The sequence below is a fragment of the Bradyrhizobium sp. Leo170 genome (assembly GCF_004296405.1).
GTDB lineage: Bacteria > Pseudomonadota > Alphaproteobacteria > Rhizobiales > Xanthobacteraceae > Bradyrhizobium.
Map to the genome: position 1 here is coordinate 1 of NZ_PSRR01000051.1, position 18328 is coordinate 18328.

15 protein-coding genes are annotated in these 18328 nt (G+C 63.2%); 6 read left to right on the top strand and 9 right to left on the bottom strand.

Annotated features, from left to right (window positions below):
• Positions 1-3: 3 nt before the first annotated feature.
• The 7 genes from CWO89_RS11860 to CWO89_RS11890 all read right to left on the bottom strand — a co-directional run bounded on the left by CWO89_RS11860 (position 4) and on the right by CWO89_RS11890 (position 6932).
• Positions 4-417, bottom strand: a complete 414-nt coding sequence (locus CWO89_RS11860) for a VOC family protein (protein ID WP_130578795.1) — start codon at positions 415-417, stop codon at positions 4-6.
• Positions 418-423: 6 nt separating this feature from the next.
• Positions 424-798 carry an SUF system Fe-S cluster assembly protein gene (locus CWO89_RS11865; protein ID WP_130578796.1) on the bottom strand — a complete coding sequence of 125 codons (375 nt, stop codon included), beginning with the start codon at positions 796-798 and terminating at the stop codon, positions 424-426.
• Entirely contained in the window at positions 795-2042 is a 1248-nt protein-coding gene (locus tag CWO89_RS11870; protein WP_130578797.1) for a cysteine desulfurase, read from the bottom strand. Before CWO89_RS11870 ends, CWO89_RS11865 begins: the two co-directional genes overlap by 4 nt.
• Positions 2039-3364: a Fe-S cluster assembly protein SufD gene (gene sufD, locus CWO89_RS11875; RefSeq protein ID WP_130578798.1), complete on the bottom strand. Its 1326-nt coding sequence runs from the start codon at positions 3362-3364 to the stop codon at positions 2039-2041. Before sufD ends, CWO89_RS11870 begins: the two co-directional genes overlap by 4 nt.
• A gap of 18 nt (positions 3365-3382) precedes the next feature.
• Complete coding sequence (gene sufC / locus CWO89_RS11880) at positions 3383-4132, bottom strand: Fe-S cluster assembly ATPase SufC (protein WP_130578799.1); 750 nt, start codon at positions 4130-4132, stop codon at positions 3383-3385.
• Positions 4133-4192: 60 nt separating this feature from the next.
• Positions 4193-5689 (bottom strand): Fe-S cluster assembly protein SufB, encoded by a 1497-nt coding sequence (sufB, locus tag CWO89_RS11885; protein WP_130578800.1) that lies wholly within the window; start codon positions 5687-5689, stop codon positions 4193-4195.
• A gap of 88 nt (positions 5690-5777) precedes the next feature.
• Positions 5778-6932 (bottom strand): cysteine desulfurase family protein, encoded by a 1155-nt coding sequence (locus tag CWO89_RS11890; RefSeq protein ID WP_130578801.1) that lies wholly within the window; start codon positions 6930-6932, stop codon positions 5778-5780.
• Positions 6933-7285: 353 nt separating this feature from the next.
• Between CWO89_RS11890 and CWO89_RS11895 the strand changes: the two genes are divergently transcribed.
• Positions 7286-7933 (top strand): alpha/beta hydrolase, encoded by a 648-nt coding sequence (locus CWO89_RS11895; protein WP_028169230.1) that lies wholly within the window; start codon positions 7286-7288, stop codon positions 7931-7933.
• Positions 7934-8046: 113 nt separating this feature from the next.
• Here the strand turns inward: CWO89_RS11895 and CWO89_RS11900 are convergent, their stop codons facing one another.
• Positions 8047-8724, bottom strand: coding sequence for a glutathione S-transferase family protein (locus CWO89_RS11900; protein ID WP_130578802.1), 678 nt, complete (start codon positions 8722-8724; stop codon positions 8047-8049).
• Positions 8725-8812: 88 nt separating this feature from the next.
• On the bottom strand, positions 8813-9916 hold the full coding sequence (locus tag CWO89_RS11905; protein WP_130578803.1) for an anhydro-N-acetylmuramic acid kinase: 1104 nt from the start codon (positions 9914-9916) through the stop codon (positions 8813-8815).
• Positions 9917-10081: 165 nt separating this feature from the next.
• Here CWO89_RS11905 and tyrS point away from each other — a divergent pair, with 165 nt between their 5' ends.
• The 5 genes from tyrS to CWO89_RS11930 all read left to right on the top strand — a co-directional run bounded on the left by tyrS (position 10082) and on the right by CWO89_RS11930 (position 17931).
• The gene (gene tyrS / locus CWO89_RS11910) at positions 10082-11338 is read left to right on the top strand and encodes a tyrosine--tRNA ligase (protein WP_130578804.1); all 1257 of its coding nucleotides are present in this window, start codon (positions 10082-10084) and stop codon (positions 11336-11338) included.
• 55 nt (positions 11339-11393) lie between these two features.
• Positions 11394-12635 carry an MFS transporter gene (locus tag CWO89_RS11915; protein WP_130578805.1) on the top strand — a complete coding sequence of 414 codons (1242 nt, stop codon included), beginning with the start codon at positions 11394-11396 and terminating at the stop codon, positions 12633-12635.
• Between the two features lie 101 nt (positions 12636-12736).
• On the top strand, positions 12737-14434 hold the full coding sequence (locus CWO89_RS11920; protein WP_130578806.1) for a methyl-accepting chemotaxis protein: 1698 nt from the start codon (positions 12737-12739) through the stop codon (positions 14432-14434).
• Positions 14435-14793: 359 nt separating this feature from the next.
• Positions 14794-15993 (top strand): methyl acetate hydrolase AcmB, encoded by a 1200-nt coding sequence (gene acmB / locus CWO89_RS11925; protein WP_130578807.1) that lies wholly within the window; start codon positions 14794-14796, stop codon positions 15991-15993.
• Positions 15994-16245: 252 nt separating this feature from the next.
• On the top strand, positions 16246-17931 hold the full coding sequence (locus tag CWO89_RS11930; protein ID WP_130578808.1) for a flavin-containing monooxygenase: 1686 nt from the start codon (positions 16246-16248) through the stop codon (positions 17929-17931).
• The last annotated feature ends 397 nt before the right edge of the window (positions 17932-18328 follow it).

Below are 18328 nucleotides of genomic sequence, written 5' to 3' on the forward strand. Positions count from 1 at the left end.
CCACTAGTAGATGGCCCATACTCCCGGTGTGACCAGTTCCAGCAGGTGATTGTCCGGATCGCGGAAGTAGATGCTCTTGCCGCCGCGCGGCCAATCGGTCCTGCCTTCGATCGCAACATCGTGCTCGCCGAGCCGCTTTTCCCAGGCCGGCAGTTCGTCCGCGGCGATGGCAAAGGCCGCATGGATCGGGCCGTTGCCGTTGTGCGGCGGAATGGTGCCGCCCGGCAGATGAACCGTCTCGAGCGTGGCGCCGCGACGAAACAGCAGCAGCACATTGCGGCCTCCTATGTCGAAGGCCATAAACCGCGAATCGCTCGTCAGCGGCTCAAGGCCAAGCACATCGGTGTAGAACGCGCGGGCGCGGTCGAGGTCATCGACATAGAGTGCGGTCTCGATGACACCGGATAGCTTCGGCAATGACCCTCACCACATGTTGAGCACGAGACGGGCCTCGTCGCTCATCCGATCCGGCGTCCACGCCGGCTCCCAGACCAGGTTGACGTTGACGACGCCGATGCCGGGAACACTGGCCAGCGCATTCTCCACCATGGTTGGCAATTCGCCGGCCGCCGGGCAGTTCGGCGTGGTCAGCGTCATCAAGACGTCGACGCTGCGGTCGTCCTTGAGATCGACCTTGTAGATCAATCCGAGCTCATAGATGTCGGCCGGGATTTCCGGGTCGAACACCGTCTTCAACGCGGCCACGATCTCCTGGCTGAGACGCTCGGTCTCTTCCGGCGGCAAGGCGGAGCTCGTCTCCACATGGGCGGTTTTGACGTCGTCGGCTGTCTCGGTCATGCGAACAATTCCCCGGCCTTGATCAAGGCTTGCGCCAGATGGTCGACCTCTTCCCTCGTATTATACATGCCGAACGAGGCCCGGCACGTGGCTGTGACATTGAACCGCTCTAAGAGCGGCATCACGCAATGGGTGCCGGCGCGCACCGCAATGCCTTGGCGATCGATCACGGTCGCGACATCATGGGGGTGGGCGCCCTTCATCTCGAAGGAGATCACCGGCCCCTTCTCCCGGGCGGTGCCGATCAGCCGCAGCGAATTGATCTCGCGCAGGCGCTCCTGGGCGTAGGTGAGCAGGTCGTGCTCATGGGCGGCGATGCGCTCCTTGCCGATCGAATTGACGTAGTCGATCGCAGCGCCGAGCCCGATCGCCTGGACGATCGGCGGGGTTCCGGCCTCGAATTTGTGCGGCGGGTCGCCATAGGTGACCCAGTCCTTCGCAACCTCGCGGATCATCTCGCCGCCGCCGTTATACGGCCGCATCGCGACCAAGTGCTCATGCTTGGCATGGAGCACGCCGATGCCGGTCGGGCCGTAAACCTTGTGGCCGGTGAAGGCGTAGAAATCGCAGTCGAGGTCCTGGACGTCGATCGGCAGATGCACGGCCCCCTGCGCGCCGTCGACCAGCACGGGAATGCCGCGCGCATGCGCGATCCTGACGACCTCCTTGACCGGAACCAGCGTTCCGAGCGCGTTCGACATCTGCGTGATCGCCACCAGCTTGGTGCGCGGCGAGAGGAGCTTCTCGAATTCCTCGATCAGGAAATTGCCGTCGTCGTCGACCGGCGCCCATTTGATGACAGCGCCATACCGCTCCCGCAGGAAATGCCAGGGCACGATGTTGGAATGGTGCTCCATGATCGAGAGCACGATCTCGTCGCCCTGCCCGATATTGGGCTCGCCCCATGACGAGGCGACCAGGTTGATCGCCTCGGTGACGTTGCGGGTGAAGATGATCTCTTCGCTGCGCCGCGCGTTGACGAACTTCGCCACTTTGGTGCGGGCGCCTTCGTAAGCCTCGGTCGCGGCATTGGCGAGGTAGTGCAGGCCGCGATGCACATTGGCGTATTCGGTCTTGTAGGCCTCGGCCATACGGTCGAGCACCGCGTTCGGTTTCTGCGCGGAGGCCGCGTTGTCGAGATAGACCAGCGGCTTGCCGTAGACCTTAAGCGCCAGCGCCGGAAAATCCTCGCGCACCCGCGCGATGTCGTAAGCGCCATTGGCGACCGCCGGATGCGTACTCATCCCCGTGCCTCCAGCCAGCGCTGTGCCGCCGCGATCACATGCTCTCGCAGCGAATCGTTCGCGATCGATTCGATGGCCTCGCCGACGAAGGCCTGGATCAGGAGCGCCTGCGCTTCCTTCTCGGGAAGACCGCGCGCACGCAGATAGAACAACAGGCTTTCGTCCAGCGCGCCGGTGGTCGCGCCATGGCCGCAGGTGACGTCGTCGGCAAAAATCTCGAGTTCCGGCTTGTTGTCGGCCTCGGCCTCGTCGGAGAGCAGGAGCGCCCGCGTCATCATCTTGGCGTCGGTCTTCTGCGCGTCCGGACGGACGACGATGCGGCCCTGGAACACCGAGTGGGCGCGGTCGTCGATCACGGCGCGGAACACCTCGCGGCTGGCGCAGTGCGGCACCGCGTGATCCATGAACATCGTGGTGTCGGCATGCTGCCGACCCTTGATCAGATTGACGCCGTTGGTGTCGACCCGCGCGCCCTCGCCCGCAAAGACGATGGTCGGCTGATAGCGGCTGACACCAGCGCCCGAGACCATGCCAAAGGTGTTGAGCTGCGCATGCGCGCCGAGCGTCACCGCGGCAGAAGCAATGTTGAAGGCCTCTAACCCGTCTTCGATCAGGCGGAGATGATCGAGCCGCGCATTGTCGCCGAGCGAAACGATCAGGGAGTCGTAGGTCTGATACGCCTTTGCACCTTCGGTGGCGACGAAGCTTTCCACCAGCGTCGCACTCACATCGCGGCCCAGCCGGAGCAGCGAACGCGTGAACATCGCAGCCGGTGCGCCCACGCTTGCGACATGGACCACGTGCAGCGGCTGCTCCAACACGGTGCCGTTGGCAATTTCGATCACGACGCCGTCGGTCGCCATCGCCGTGTTCAGCGCGATCATGGGATTGGAGTTATCTGATGCCAGCAACTCGCCCTGTAGCGGGCCGTCCCCCGCCTCCAGCACCTCGCGCAGCGTGCGGACCGAAAGGCCCTTCTCGCCCTTGCCGAGATCGGAAAGCTTTGGCGCGAACACGCCATCGACCAGCACGGGCCGCCGCGTGCCTTCGATCGTATGCAGCTTGAGCGCGGCTTCCGCGCGCGACAGAGCCGCCGCATCGGGTGCAGCCGCCAGCGGCAACACCTCGCGCATCAACGCGCGCAGGTCGGTATATTTCCAGTCCTCGATCCGGCGGTGCGGAAGGCCCGCGCCCTCAAAGGCCTCAAAGGCCTGCCGCCTTTGCTCAGCGACCTTGCCGGAGCCAGGCAACCGCTCGCGCGCGAGCGCAAAACTGGTGCTCACCGCGCGCCCGGTATCGGTTTTTGCCAACACGACGTTCATCACGAATTCCGTTCAGGCTTAGGCGTCTTCGAACTGCGCATAGCCGGATTCTTCCAGCTGCAGCGCCAGTTCCTTGCCGCCAGTCTTCACCACCGAGCCCTTGGCCATCACGTGCACATAGTCCGGCACGATGTAGTTGAGCAGCCGCTGGTAGTGGGTGATCACGACCATGGCACGCTCGGACGAACGCAGCGCGTTGACACCGTCGGCCGCGATCCTGAGCGCGTCGATGTCGAGACCTGAGTCCATTTCATCGAGGATGCAGAGGCTCGGCTCGAACAGCGCCATCTGCAGGATCTCGTTGCGCTTCTTCTCGCCGCCGGAGAAGCCGACATTGACGCCGCGCTTGAGCATGTCCTGCGGAATGCTGAGCGACTTGGAGACCTCGCGGACTTTCTTCAGGAAGTCCGGTGTCGAATATTCGCTCTCGCCGCGCGCCTTGCGCTGCGCGTTGAGCGCAGTGCGCAGGAAATTCATGGTGGCGACGCCGGGGATTTCGACCGGGTACTGGAACGCCAGGAACACGCCCTTGGCGGCGCGCTCGTCGGGCGCCATCTCCAAGAGATCCTCGCCGCGGAACAGGATCTGTCCGCCGGTGACCTCATAGCCCGGCTTGCCGGCGATGACGTGCGAGAGCGTCGATTTGCCGGAGCCGTTCGGCCCCATGATCGCGTGCACCTCGCCGGGATTCACGGTCAGCGACAGGCCATGGAGGATCTCGCGATCCTCGACACGGACCTGCAGGTCTTTCACTTCAAGCAATGCCATTACAGTTTTCCTAGATGTCACCCCGAGGCGCCGGTACGGCAGGCCCGCCAGGGATGAGGATTATCCAACCGAACCTTCGAGAGAGATCGAGATCAGCTTCTGCGCCTCAACCGCGAACTCCATCGGGAGCTGTTGCAGCACGTCCTTGACGAAGCCGTTGACCACGAGGCCGACGGCTTCCTCCTGGCTCAGCCCGCGCTGCACGCAGTAGAACAGCACGTCCTCGGAGATCTTCGAGGTCGTCGCCTCGTGCTCGAACGTCGCCGACGAGTTCTTCGCCTCGACGTAAGGCACGGTGTGCGCGCCGCATTTGTCGCCGATCAGGAGCGAGTCGCAGGCGGTGTAGTTGCGCGCGCCGATGGCCTTGCGGTGCGCGGTGACGAGGCCACGATAGGTGTTCTGCGACTTGCCGGCGGCGATGCCCTTGGAGATGATCCGGCTCGAGGTGTTCTTGCCGAGATGGATCATCTTGGTGCCGCTATCGACCTGCTGGTAACCGTTCGAGATCGCGATCGAGTAGAACTCGCCGCGCGAATTGTCGCCGCGCAGGATGCAGCTCGGATATTTCCAGGTGATGGCGGAGCCGGTCTCGACCTGGGTCCAGGAGATCTTCGAGTGGTCGCCGCGGCAATCGCCACGCTTGGTGACGAAATTGTAGATGCCGCCCTTGCCTTCCGAGTTGCCGGGATACCAGTTCTGCACCGTCGAATATTTGATCTCGGCGTCATCGAGCGCAACGAGCTCGACCACGGCGGCGTGGAGCTGATTCTCGTCGCGCTGCGGCGCAGTGCAGCCTTCAAGGTAAGAGACATACGAGCCCTTGTCGGCGATGATCAGCGTGCGCTCGAACTGGCCGGTGTTGCGCTCGTTGATGCGGAAATAGGTCGACAGTTCCATCGGGCAGCGGACGCCCGGCGGCACGTAGACGAACGAGCCGTCGGAGAACACCGCCGAGTTCAGCGTGGCGAAGAAGTTGTCCGTCGTCGGCACCACGCTGCCGAGATACTTCCTCACGAGTTCAGGATGCTCGCGGATCGCTTCCGAGATCGGCATGAAGATCACGCCGGCCTTCTTCAATTCCTTCTGGAAGGTGGTCGCAACCGACACCGAGTCGAAGACGGCGTCGACCGCGATCTTGCGCTGTTCCGACGGCTCCCCGCCCGGAGGCGGCTCGACACCCTCGAGGATCGCGACTTCCCGCAAGGGAATGCCGAGCTTCTCGTAGGTCTTGAGAATCTCCGGATCGATCTCGTCGATCGACGACAGCGTCTTCTTCGGCTTCGGCGCCGCGTAATAATAGAGGTCCTGGTAGTCGATCTTGGGATAGTTGACGCGCGCCCAGGTCGGCTCGGTCATGGTCAGCCAGCGGCGGTACGCCTCCAGGCGCCATTCCAGCATCCAGGCCGGTTCGTTCTTTTTCTCTGAGATGAAGCGGACGATATCTTCCGACAGCCCCTTGGGGGCCTTTTCGGACTCGATGAGCGTCTCGAACCCATATCGATACTGATCGACGTCGATCCGTCGGACACGGTCGACCGTCTCCTGTACAGCAGGCATTTAATCCTCCGCTCGCGGTTTCAAGGACCGCGGTGGATCAGTTCTAAAGAGTGGTACGGTTAGTGGACGAAAACCCGCTTAGAACCGTTCAAGCTGTGTTTCGTCCCACTCTAAGTAAGGTATTGGCGAGCTTTAGCCAAGCCTTTACGGCCAAATCTATGTCTGTGGTGGATGTAGACCAGCCAAGACTAAGCCGCACTGCTCCCTGGGCGAGGTCCGGCCGGAACCCCATCGCGGCCAGCACATGTGACGGCTGGACCTTTCCGGAGGAACACGCGGAACCCGAGGATACCGCGATTCCGGCGAGGTCGAAGCCGATCACGGCTGTCTCGGCCTTCAGCCCGGGCGAGGTGAACAGCGTCGTATTGGGCAGCCGAGGCACGCCATCCGAGAATACAATAATACCATCAACTTCCCTCAGGCCAACCTCAAGTCGGTCCCTTAGGGCCTGCAGCCGGACTGCGTCGGTCGCGAGGCCTGCCATCGCGGCCTTGGTAGCCGCGCCAAAGGCCGAGATGCCGGCAACGTTCTCCGTACCGGCGCGGCGCCCGAGCTCCTGGCCGCCGCCGCGCAGAAGCGGTTCGAGCCTCTCCACGCCCTCCACCAGAACCATGGCCCCGACGCCCTTGGGGCCGCCGATCTTGTGCGCGGAGAGCGTCACCATATCCGCCTGCAATGAGCCGAGATCGAAGGGAATTTTCCCGAAGGCCTGGATCGCATCGACGTGAAGCAAGCCGCTGGCGGCATGAACGATCTCGGCCGCCTCCCTGACCGGCTGCAGTGCGCCGGTCTCGTTATTGGCCAGCATGACCGACACCAATGCCGGCGGACCGTCAGCAAGCTTGCCGCGGAGATCATCGAGGTCCAGCACGCCTGACGGCGTCACCGCGACCGTTTCGATCGCCTCGGCCGCAAAGCGTCCCCCTGACAGCACCGAGGCATGCTCGATCGCCGACACCAGGAGCCGCTGGACAGCAGCACCACCGCCGCGTCGCACCCCCGGCGTCAACGCCAGCGCATTCGCTTCCGTGCCGCCAGAGGCAAACACCACATCCTGCGCCCTGCCGCCGACCGCCGCGGCAATCGCGCTTCTCGCCTCCTCGATCAGCCGCCGCGCCTGCCGCCCCTCGGCATGCACCGAGGACGGATTGCCGCACAGCTCCCACGCGGCAGCCATCGCCGCCTTCGCCTCGGGGCGAATCGGCGTGGTCGCATTCCAGTCGAGATAGACGCGGTCCGCCATGGAGTAATATAATACCTTAGCACTTCTTGCGGGTTCTAGCCGGCAATCTTCGCTCGAATCCTGCCGGCGTTATGCCAGTTGGTGATCGCAGCACCGCCCGCAATCACCAGCTAACGCATTGAACACGCTTGGCGTTGTTCAAGATGCTTGCTTTTTGCCCCTCGCCTCATGCTAGAACGCGCGGGCCTCAAAAACCAACCGAGGCGTCGTTCGTTCGCGGGAAGCCGCCTGACGACGCCGTTCACGGTAAATCCAGCCACTTTATCTGCCGGGGGCCGATGAAGTCAGCACAACTCGGTTGATTGCTCAGCGCCAACCAAGGGTCAAGCGTAGGATCACTCAAGGGATCACTGATGCCTGAAGTTATTTTCAACGGCCCGGCGGGCCGTCTCGAAGGCCGCTACCACCCGGCCAAGCAGAAGAACGCGCCGATCGCCATGATCCTGCATCCGCACCCGCAGTTTCACGGCACGATGAATCACCAGATCGTCTACCAGTGCTACTATGCCTTCGCGCATCGCGGCTTCTCGGTGCTGCGCTTCAACTTCCGCGGGGTCGGCCGCAGCCAGGGCTCGTTCGACCACGGCACCGGCGAATTGTCGGATGCAGCCTCCGCGCTCGACTGGGCGCAGAGCATCAATCCCGAGGCGCGCGCCTGCTGGGTCGCGGGCTTTTCGTTCGGCGCCTGGATCGGCATGCAGCTTCTGATGCGCCGGCCCGAGGTCGAGGGATTCATCTCGATCGCGCCGCCGGCCAATCTCTATGACTTCTCGTTCCTGGCGCCCTGCCCTTCCTCCGGACTGATCGTGCATGGCGACAAGGACGCCGTGGTGCCGCCCAAGGACGTCAACACGCTGGTCGAGAAATTGAAGACGCAGAAGGGCATCGTGATCGATCAGCAGATCATCCCCGGCGCCAACCATTTCTTCGACGGCAAGCTTGAGCCATTGATGGAAACGGTCACCGGCTATCTCGACATGCGTCTCGCCAACGTGCGCTGACGCCGCGATCCCGTAGCCCGGGTGGAGCGAAGCGCAACCCGGGACAACTGCATCCGCGTCACGAGCGGCCCCGGATTGCGCTCCGCTCCATCCTAGCTACGAAGACGGCCGCGTTACGCCGCAAGCTTCAACAAATGCGCGTCATGCTGCTTGAGGAAGGCGCGCAGCAATTGCGGATAGTCGGCGCCAACCGCGGCCTTCACGCTCGGGCGTTTCGCCAACTCCGCGCGCCACTTCCGAGCCTTCGGCATGTCCTTGAACACCGCAAGGTCGATGAATTCGTCGAACACGTCGAAATAGCGGAAGATCGGCGCGAACACCGCATCCACCAGGCTGAATTCCTCGCCTGCAAAGTACGGACCCGCGCCGAGCGCCGCCTCGATGCGGGCGAATTTGGTGGTGACCGCCTCCCGCTTGGCCTCGAAGGTCGCGGCATCCTTGGCAGTCTCGAGGCCCCAGAGATCGCTCAAAATCGCCGAGCCGAATTCCATCCAGGCTCGATGTTCGGCGCGCGCAAGCGGGTTCTGCGGGTGCAGCTTGGCGCCAGGTTGCGTCTCCTCGATGTATTCGCAGATCACGTTGCTCTCGAACAGCGCCACCTCGCCCTTTTCGGTCGCAACCGTCAGTACCGGCACCTTACCAAGCGGCGATATCTTCAGAAACCAGTCCGGCTTGTTAGCGAGATCGATATCGATCCGTTCGAAGGCGACGCCCTTCTCTGCGAGAGCGATCACCGCGCGCTGCACATAGGGACAGAGCTTGTGGCTGATCAGTTTCAACGCAGCGGCCATGGCGCACTCCTCGCTAGTTTCATGCACTCGCATGCATCTAAATGCATTTGCATAAAACAGTCAAGAAGGATGCAATTGCATCTACCCTTTAAGGCCGCGCGATGACACCCCCGGTCATGGGAATCGGCACGCCGGTCGTGGCGGGATAACTGAGCGGCAGGCCCTTCATGCCGCGCACGGCGAGGAATCCGAACGCCTGTGCCTCGATCGCGTCCGGCGACCAGCCGAGCGCATCGGCCGCTTCGACGGTCGCGGGCGCAACCCGCTCGCGCAGCATCCGCAGCATGGTCAGATTGCGCGCACCGCCGCCGGCGACAATCCAGCTCTTCGGCACCTTCGGCAATAGCGGCACCACGCGGGCAATCGCGGCCGCGGTGAAGGCGGTCAGCGTCGCCGCGCCGTCGGCGGGTGCGACGTCCCCGAGCTTCAATGCGGCGAAATCATTGCGATCCAGCGATTTCGGCGGCAGCAGCGCGAAGAACGGCAATTCCAGCGCGCGGGCAATCCAGGCCTCATTGGCCCTGCCCTGGGCGGCGAACCGGCCATCGGTGTCGAACGGCTGGCTCATCATGCGGAACATGTAGTCGTCGAGCAGCGCGTTGCCGGGACCGGTGTCGCAGGCGATCAGCGTGTCGGCGCCGTCGATATAGGTGATGTTGGAGACGCCGCCGACATTGACCACCACGGTCGGCCCCTCGCGCTGCACGGATTGCACCAGCGCCCGGTGGTAGACCGGCACGAACGGCGCGCCCTGCCCGCCAGACGCCACATCGGCGGCGCGGAAATCATACATCACGGGAATGTGGATCGCCTTCGCCAGCGCCGCAGCGTCGCCGATCTGCACCGTCAATTGGCGCTCGGGCCGGTGCAGCACGGTCTGGCCGTGGAAGCCGACAATGTCGATGTGTTCGGGCGTGATGCGATTCTGCGCGGTGAAGGCGGCGACCGCCTCGGCATGCGCCAGCGTGACGGCGCGTTCGGCCTCGGCAAGGATCCCGGGCCGGGCGTCGCGGTGCGATAGATGGACGGCCTCGGTAAGCGCCTGGCGCAGCAGGCTGCGCTCGGCATTGGTGTAGGGCCGGTAGCCGGACGGCCCGAACGACTTGACCTGCTTTCCATCGGTTTCGATCAGTGCCACGTCGACCCCGTCGAGTGAGGTCCCGCTCATCAGACCGAGTGCGGTCAACATCATCCCTGTGCCTTCGACGCCCCTTTTGCCCTGCCCTGATGCCCGGCTTGTATCAAACAAGCACATCTTATAATGCCACAGCGCGCCTCGCGGCGGCAGCCCGTTCGGTCATGGTTCCGCAACCGGCTGCAATTACCGTAAAACAAGAATGATCAGAGTCGCCGACAAATGACTACATTTAAATCGGATTTTATGAATGAGCTGCAGTGGCGCGGCTTCGTTCATCAGGTGTCGGACGCGGCGGGCATCGACGCGCTCGCCGCCAAGGGGGAGATCGTGGCCTATGTAGGCTACGACTGCACGGCCCCGTCCCTGCATATCGGCCATTTGTTGTCGGCCATGATGCTGCACTGGCTGCAGGAAACCGCTGGCGGCAAACCGATCACCTTGATGGGCGGCGGCACCACGCGCGTCGGCGACCCCTCGGGCAAGGACGAAACGCGCCAAATTCTCTCCATCGAGCAAATTGACGCGAACAAGGAATCGATCAAGCACGTCTTCAAGCGCTTCCTGAAGTTTGGGGAAGGCAAGACCGATGCCGTGATGGCCGACAATGCGGAGTGGCTGACCAAGCTCAATTACATCGAAATGTTGCGGGATATCGGTCGGCACTTCTCCGTGAACCGCATGCTTTCCATGGACTCGGTCAAGCTCCGCCTCGATCGCGACCAGGAGATGAGCTTTATCGAATTCAACTACATGATCCTGCAGTCCTACGACTTCGTCGAACTGGCACGTCGCTACGGCTGCAATCTGCAGATGGGCGGCTCCGATCAATGGGGGAACATCGTGACCGGTGTGGACCTCGGCCGCCGCATGGGCACCCATCAGCTCTACGCATTGACGACACCGCTGTTGACCACGGCTTCCGGCGCCAAGATGGGCAAGACCGCGGCCGGCGCGGTCTGGCTGAACGCCGACCAGTTCAGCCCCTACGATTACTGGCAATACTGGCGCAATACGGAAGACGCCGACGTCGGACGATTCCTGAAACTGTTCACGACGCTTTCGATGAGCGAGATCGGGAAGCTGGAGGCGCTGCAGGGCTCCGAGATCAACGAGGCCAAGAAGGTGCTGGCAACCGAGGCGACCTCCCTGCTCCACGGCCGCGATGCCGCCGTTGAGGCCGCCGAGACCGCGCGCCGCACCTTCGAGGAAGGCGCGCTCGCGGAGACGCTGCCCACGATCGAAATTCCGCGCAGCGAACTGGATGCCGGCATCAGCGTGCTGGCTGCCTATGTGAAGGCCGGCCTCGTCGCCTCCAACGGCGAGGCACGGCGCCAGATCAAGGGCGGCGGATTGCGCGTCAACGACGTCGCTGTCACCGACGAGAAGATGGTGCTGACGCCGTCCGACCTCACTGCGGAAGGCGTGATCAAGCTGTCGCTTGGCAAGAAGCGGCACGTCCTGTTGAAGGCTGCATAGGCGCATTCGCTTTTTGCGGCTTGTGGGGAGGCGCGGAAACGCGCTCCCTCCTCTCATGGACAAGAACACGCTCGGGGAGGAAATGGCGGCGAAGCCGCCGACGCGCGTCGCGCTCAACGTGCTCGCGCTGTGCTTTGCACTCGCGCTGATCGGCCGCGGCCTCGGCGAGAGTTTCACCGTCTTCCTGAAACCGATCTCGGAAAGTTTCGGCTGGGACCGCGCGCAGATCGTCTCGGTCTATTCGCTGACCTGGCTTGCCGGCGGCCTCACCGCGCCGCTGATCGGCCGCCTGTTCGACCATTCGGGGCCGCGCGCCGTCTATTCGCTCGGACTGCTTCTGCTCGGCGGCTCATTCCTGGTCGCCGCGCATGCGCAATATCTCTGGCAATTGCAGTTCAGCATCGGCCTCTGCGTCGGAGTCGGGATCGCCTTCATCGGCAATGTGCCGAACTCGATCCTGCTCGGCCGCTGGTTCGGCCCTCGCCTGCCGACCGCGATGGCGGTGGTCTATTCCGCAACCGGCGCCGGGGTGCTCGTGCTGCTCCCGGCCTCGCAGCTCTTGATCGATCGCGTCGGCTGGCGCGGCGCCTACCAGATCTTCGGCATCACGGCGCTGTGCCTGCTGGTGCCGCTATTGCTGTTGCCATGGCGGCGGTTCTCGCGCGGCTCGCCGCATGTGGTGAAGAAAGCCGATCTTGACATCGTAGACGAAGGCTGGACGCTGCTCGGCGCGATACGCCACCACGCCTTCTGGGCGCTGTTTGCCACGTTCTTCTTCACCGCGATCGGCATGTACGCGATCTCGGCACAGATCGTCGCCTATCTGATCGACGCCGGCTTTCCGCCGCTACAGGCCGCGACCGCCTGGGGGTTCAGCGGCGTCGTGCTGCTGTTTGGCATGCTCGGCGTTTCCGAACTCGACAGCATCATCGGACGCCGGCCGTCGGTCCTGCTCAGCTATGCGATCTCGATCCTCGGCATCATCCTGCTCTGGCTGCTGCAGTGGTATCCGAACTTCTGGCTCCTCACCGGTTTCGTCGTCACCTTCGGCAGCATGATCGGCTCGCGCGGCCCGCTGATCACGGCCACCGCGATGAAGATCTTCCGCGGCAAGCGGGTCGGCACGATCTATGGCACCATCTCGATCGGCAGCGGGCTCGGCTCCGCGTTCGGATCCTGGGCCGGCGGCCTGATCCACGACTTCGCCCACAGCTACAATCCGGTAATCGCATTCGCGCTGGTCAGCGTGATCCTGGGAATGATTCCGTTCCTGGTCGTGCCGGCACTGCGCCGCTGATCAAGGGCGCCTCGGAGGTATCCCCTTGATGGCATACCCGATTCACGATTGGTAAGACACTTCCTGCTATGCCTCGGGACACGATACCCGCAGAGGCCGCAATGAACCTTCTCAGCCGACTGACGATCCGCACCAAACTCGCCTGCATAGTGGCTCTCGCGGCACTGACCGTTTTCGCAATCGTCGCGGGTGCGGCCTGGATCAACCGAAACCGCATGCTGGACGACCGCGTCGCACAGATGCGGACGGCGGCCGACCTGCTCTACGGCGTGGCGCAGTCGCTGCAGGAGGATGTCGCTGCCGGAAAGATGACGGTCGCCGAGGCGAAGGAGCAGTTTCGCCAGCGCGGCCGGAAAATGACTTTCAACAACGGCCAGGGATATCCGAACGCCTACAATATCGCCGATACGTCGCTGCTGTTGAACAGCGCCAATCCCAAGCTCGAAGGCAAGATCAACGGCACCAAGGATGCCAATGGCGTCCTGATCGCCGATGCCCAGATCGCTGCCGGCCGGCAGAGCCCGGAAGGCGGCACCACATCCTACCTTTATCCACGCCCCGGGCAGACCGTGCCGGCGCGGAAAATGACCTATGTTCGCAGCTTCGAGCCGTGGAACATCGTCATGAGTTACGGACTCTATGTGGATGATATCGACGCCGATGTGAATGGCCTGCTGCTGGAGCTTGGCGCGATCGGCGGCGGTCTGATGCTGCTGATGGGGCTGTTGTCGTGGCTGATTGCCCGCGACGTCGTGGGCGCGCTGGAGCGTCAGAAGAACCGGATGCAGCGCATTGCCGAAGGCTCGCTCGACGAGGCGGTCGAGGAGACGAGCCGCCGTGACGAGATCGGCCGCATGGCGGAAACGCTGGAGGTCCTGCGGCAGACCGCGATCACCGCACGGGCGCTGGAAGCCGAACAGGACGCAACCAAGCAGCGGAGCGAGAAGGAAAAGCGTGACGCCTTGATCGCCCTCGCCGATCGCTTTGATGCATCGGTTGGCCAGCTCGTCGGACTGATGGCGTCGGGATCCAGCGAGCTGGAAGCCACCGCAAAGTCGATGTCCTCGACCGCCGAGGGCACCAATCACCGCGCCGCGGTGGTCGGTTCGGCCGCAACGGAGGCAAGCTCGCGGGTGCAGACGGTAGCTTCGGCCGCCGAGGAATTGTCCTCCTCGATCTCCGAGATCAGCCGCCAGGTGACGCAGTCGGCCAATGTCACCGGCCGCGCCGTCGAGAGCGCGCGCCGCACCGATACCATCGTGCGGGCGCTCGCCGACGGCGCCCAGCAGATCGAGCACGTCGCCGAGCTGATCTCCAGCATTGCCGAGCAGACCAACCTCCTGGCGCTCAACGCCACCATCGAGGCCGCGCGCGCCGGTGAGGCCGGCCGAGGCTTTGCCGTGGTCGCCTCCGAGGTCAAGACTCTCGCAAGCCAGACCGCGGAAGCCACCAAAGAGATCGGCACGCGCATCGCGCAGATCCAGGGCGCGACCAAGGAAGCGGTCGAGGCGATCGACGGCATCACCGCCACGATCGAGGAAGTCAGCACCATCGCCACCTCGATCGGCTCCGCAATCGAGCAGCAGGGCGCAGCAACGGCCGAAATCGCACGCAGCGTGTCGCAGACGGCGGAAGCGACCAAGGAAGTCACGACCAATATCGGCGGAGTGAGCGCCGCGGCCAACGAGACCGGCAACGCCGCGGGCCTCGTTCTGACCGCAGCGAGCAACCTGTCCAAGCAGGCCGAGCAGCTCTCCGGCGAAGTCTCCACCTTCCTCGCAGGCGTCCGCGCCGCGTGAGCCGGCGCCTTGCCGTCTGATGCAGCCCAAAGAAAGTCGCACGTGTCAGCTTCGCTGACATGTCTCAGCGAAAAAATTCTTGGCGCCTTGAGATGCCAGGTGAAATGCGTGGCCGACAAAAAGAAACCGGTCTAGTCTTCCTGACGCGTGGGTGGAAACCCGGCGCAAGAATAGACGCCAATCGCTATTGCTGCCACGGCCACCGTCGGACTTCGTTCGCGCAACCGGCGCTGGGGCAATCGGACTGCAGCCCGATCTTGATACGTTACAACGGTTGACATCGTTCCGCGGAGACTGACGGCGGCCTGTCGAGAAGAGACAGGATCGAGCTTGGTCAATTCCAAACGGGAGGAACGGCAATGGGTAACGACTTGAGAACCGCGTGTGACGGCGTTCTGCAGAAAGTAGTGACCGGCAAAGACCGCGTTCCGGGCGTGGTGGCGATGATCACCGACCGCTCGGCCAACACCTACGAAGGCGCAGCCGGTGAGCGTAGCATTGGCGGCAGTCAGGCAATGACGACCGACACGGTCTTCGCAATCTTTTCGACCACAAAAGCAATCACCGGGACGGCGGTCCTGCAATGTGTCGAGGAAGGCAAGCTCGACCTGGACGCCCCGGCCAAGACCTACGTTCCCGAGATCGGCAAGGTCGAGGTGCTCGAAGGCTTTGACGCGCAGGGCAGGCCAACGCTGCGGGCGCCGAAACGCGACATCACCACCCGCATGCTGATGCTGCACACGGCCGGCTTCGGCTACGACTTCTTCAACGCCAATTACTTTCGCCTCGCGCAAGAACACGGCCAGCCGAGCGTGATCACCTGCTCAAGGGCATCACTGATGACGCCGCTCCTGTTCGATCCCGGCGACAAGTGGGAATATGGCAGCAACCTCGACTGGTGCGGCCAGGTCGTCGAGCGCATTCGCGGCAAGCGCCTCGGAGAGGTGTTGAAGGACCGGGTTTTTGCGCCGCTCGGCATGGATGATATCGCCTTTTCGCTGACGCCTTCGATGCGTGAGCGCCTTGCCGTCATCCACCAGCGCGAAGCCGATGGCGCGCTGACCCCCCTTCCCGATCTGCAATTGCCACCCGAGCCGGAGGTCGACATGGGCGGCCACGGACTTTACGCCTCGATCGGCGAATACATGAAATTCATCCGCATGTGGCTGAACGATGGAGCGGGGCCACAGGGCCGCGTGCTGAAGCAAGAGACGGTCGAGGCCGCCGTACGTAATGGCCTCGAGGCGCACCAGACCGTGGTAATGCTGCCCGGCGTGATTCCGACCCTGTCGAACGATGCGGAGTTCTTCCCCGGACTGAAGAAGTCCTGGTCCTACACCTTCATGGTCAACGACGAGGACGCTCCGACCGGCCGCCCGGCAGGTTCGATCGGCTGGGCCGGGCTCGCCAACCTGTTCTATTGGATCGATCGAAAGAACGGGTTCGGAGGATATTGGGCGACGCAGATCCTGCCGTTCGGAGATCCGACATCGTTCGGCGGCTACCTCGATTTCGAGACAGCCGCCTATGCAAGTGGAGAGGTGCGCGCAGCGGCATAGTGCCGATGAAGCGAAGCGGCCTACCTCGCGCCGCCACGCTTCGCGGCTCTTGAATCTGCGTGGTTTGCGGCATTCGTGGCCGGAACCGCATGCAGTCGGCCAGTCTGTCCTTCGGCAGGTTGGCCTCTGTCATCCCCGAATTCGAAATGGTGCGCGCGATCCATCGGCCGAGCGGCATCGAGAGGGTATTGCGATAACGACAAGAAAACTGGTCCGAACTTCAGGGGCATTGCTCACAGGAGGAGAAGTGTTATGACGAACGTGCAAGGTGACTCGCGCAGCGCAGGCGCCAAAGCAGACTACGATGCGATCATCATCGGCGCCGGGTTCTCCGGCATGTACATGTTGCATTCGTTGCGCGACAAGCTCGACATGAATGTCACCGTGTTTGAGGCCGGCGACGGCGTCGGCGGCACCTGGTACTGGAATCGCTATCCAGGCGCACGCTGTGACTCGGACAGCTACATTTACTGCTACACGTTCGACAAGAACCTGCTGCAGGAATGGAACTGGTCCGAGCGCTATCCGGAGCAGGACGAGATCCTGCGCTACCTCGAGCACTGCGCGGAGCGCTTCGACCTCAAGCCCGACATCCAGTTCGGCAAGCGCGTCACCGAGGTCGTCCTCGATGAGGACACCGGACTCTGGACGGTGCGCACCGACAACGGCGACGTCGCCAAAGCGCGTTTCGTTATCACCGCGGTCGGCGCCCTGTCGGCAGCCAACATGCCGCCGTTCAAAGGGCTCGGCTCCTTCCAGGGCAAGTGCTACCACACCAGCCAGTGGCCACACGACGGCGTCGACTTTACCGCAAAGCGTGTCGGGGTCATCGGCACCGGCGCCACCGCAGTGCAGGCGGTCCCGGAGATCGCGCAGCAGGCCAAGCACCTGACGGTGTTCCAGCGTACACCGGCCTTCTGCGTGCCGGCGCGCAACGGCAGTGTCGATCCCGAGGTCACCAGGGCCCGCAAGGCCGATTACGACGGGATCCGCCGGCGCATCAAGGACTCGTTCTTCGGCTTCGAGTTGGATTTCATCCCGAGGTCGGTGCTCGAAGCGACGCCTGAGGAGCGCGAGCGAGAATTCGACAGGATGTGGGATGCAGGAGGCTTTGCCTTCTGGCTGGCCAACTATCAGGACATGTTCTTCTCCAAGGAGGCGAACAATATCATTGCCGACTACCTCAAGAGCAAGATCCGCTCCACCGTCAACGATCCGGTCACGGCCGAGAAACTGACACCCAAGACCTATCCTTACGGCACCAAGCGGCAGCCGCTCGACACCAACTACTTCGAGACTTTCAACAAGAAGAACGTAACTTTGGTGGATGCGAGCACCGACGGCTCGATCGAGGAGATCACGCCGAATGGGATTCGCGCCGGCGGCAAAGAATACCCGCTCGACATCATCGTCGTCGCCACTGGTTTCGATGCCCTGACCGGCCCGCTGAAAAGCCTCGGCATCAAGGGGCGTGGCGGCAGGGCGCTGGCGCAGGAATGGGAGGACGGCCCGGTGACCTACCTTGGCGTCGCGATCGCCGGCTACCCGAACCTGTTCATGATCACCGGCCCGCAGAGCCCCTCGGTGCTTTCGAACATGCCGGTGTCGATCGAACAGCATGTCGAGTGGATCACCGAATGCATCGCCCACATGCGACGAAGCAAGCTTGCGACCATCGAGGCTAGCCCGCAGGCGCAGGAAGCGTGGGGCACTCACGTCGCGGAGGTGGTCAACTCGACGCTGATGACCACGGCCAATTCGTGGTACATGGGAGCCAACATCGCCGGCAAGGCTCATCGCTTCCTGCCCTATCTCGGCCCAGAAGGCGTCGGCGGCTACCGCAGGAAGTGCGCCGAGATCGCCGAGAAAAGCTACGAGGGCTTCATGTTCACGAGCGAAGGCCAGGGTGGAACGGTGCACCCAATTGCGGCCGAATGAACCTGACAATCATTGACCGGGAGCGGCGTTCGGTGTCGCCACTCCCGGCCCGTCGAAGACCTTGAAGTGCGATCGTCCACCTATGTCGCGCTTATGAAGCGCGACGGCAATTCGTCTCGATTTCCTATCAACCCGGGCACATGATCCAGGCATCGGCTGCTACTCAGCGCCCGGCGGCCACCGCATCGCCATGACGCGGGCAAGGGCGTGTGACCGAAAAGGCCACTTCATATGGTTGATCAGGATTCGATCCTTTCACGGAAATGGCTATCGGCTATGACCGGTTCGCCCCGATCCGGGCGTTCCGCCCTGGCCATCGATAATGATGCGGCGGATGACGTTGCCGACATCTACAATCAGGCTGGCGACGATTACGGCGCCTATGCCGATGGCGATC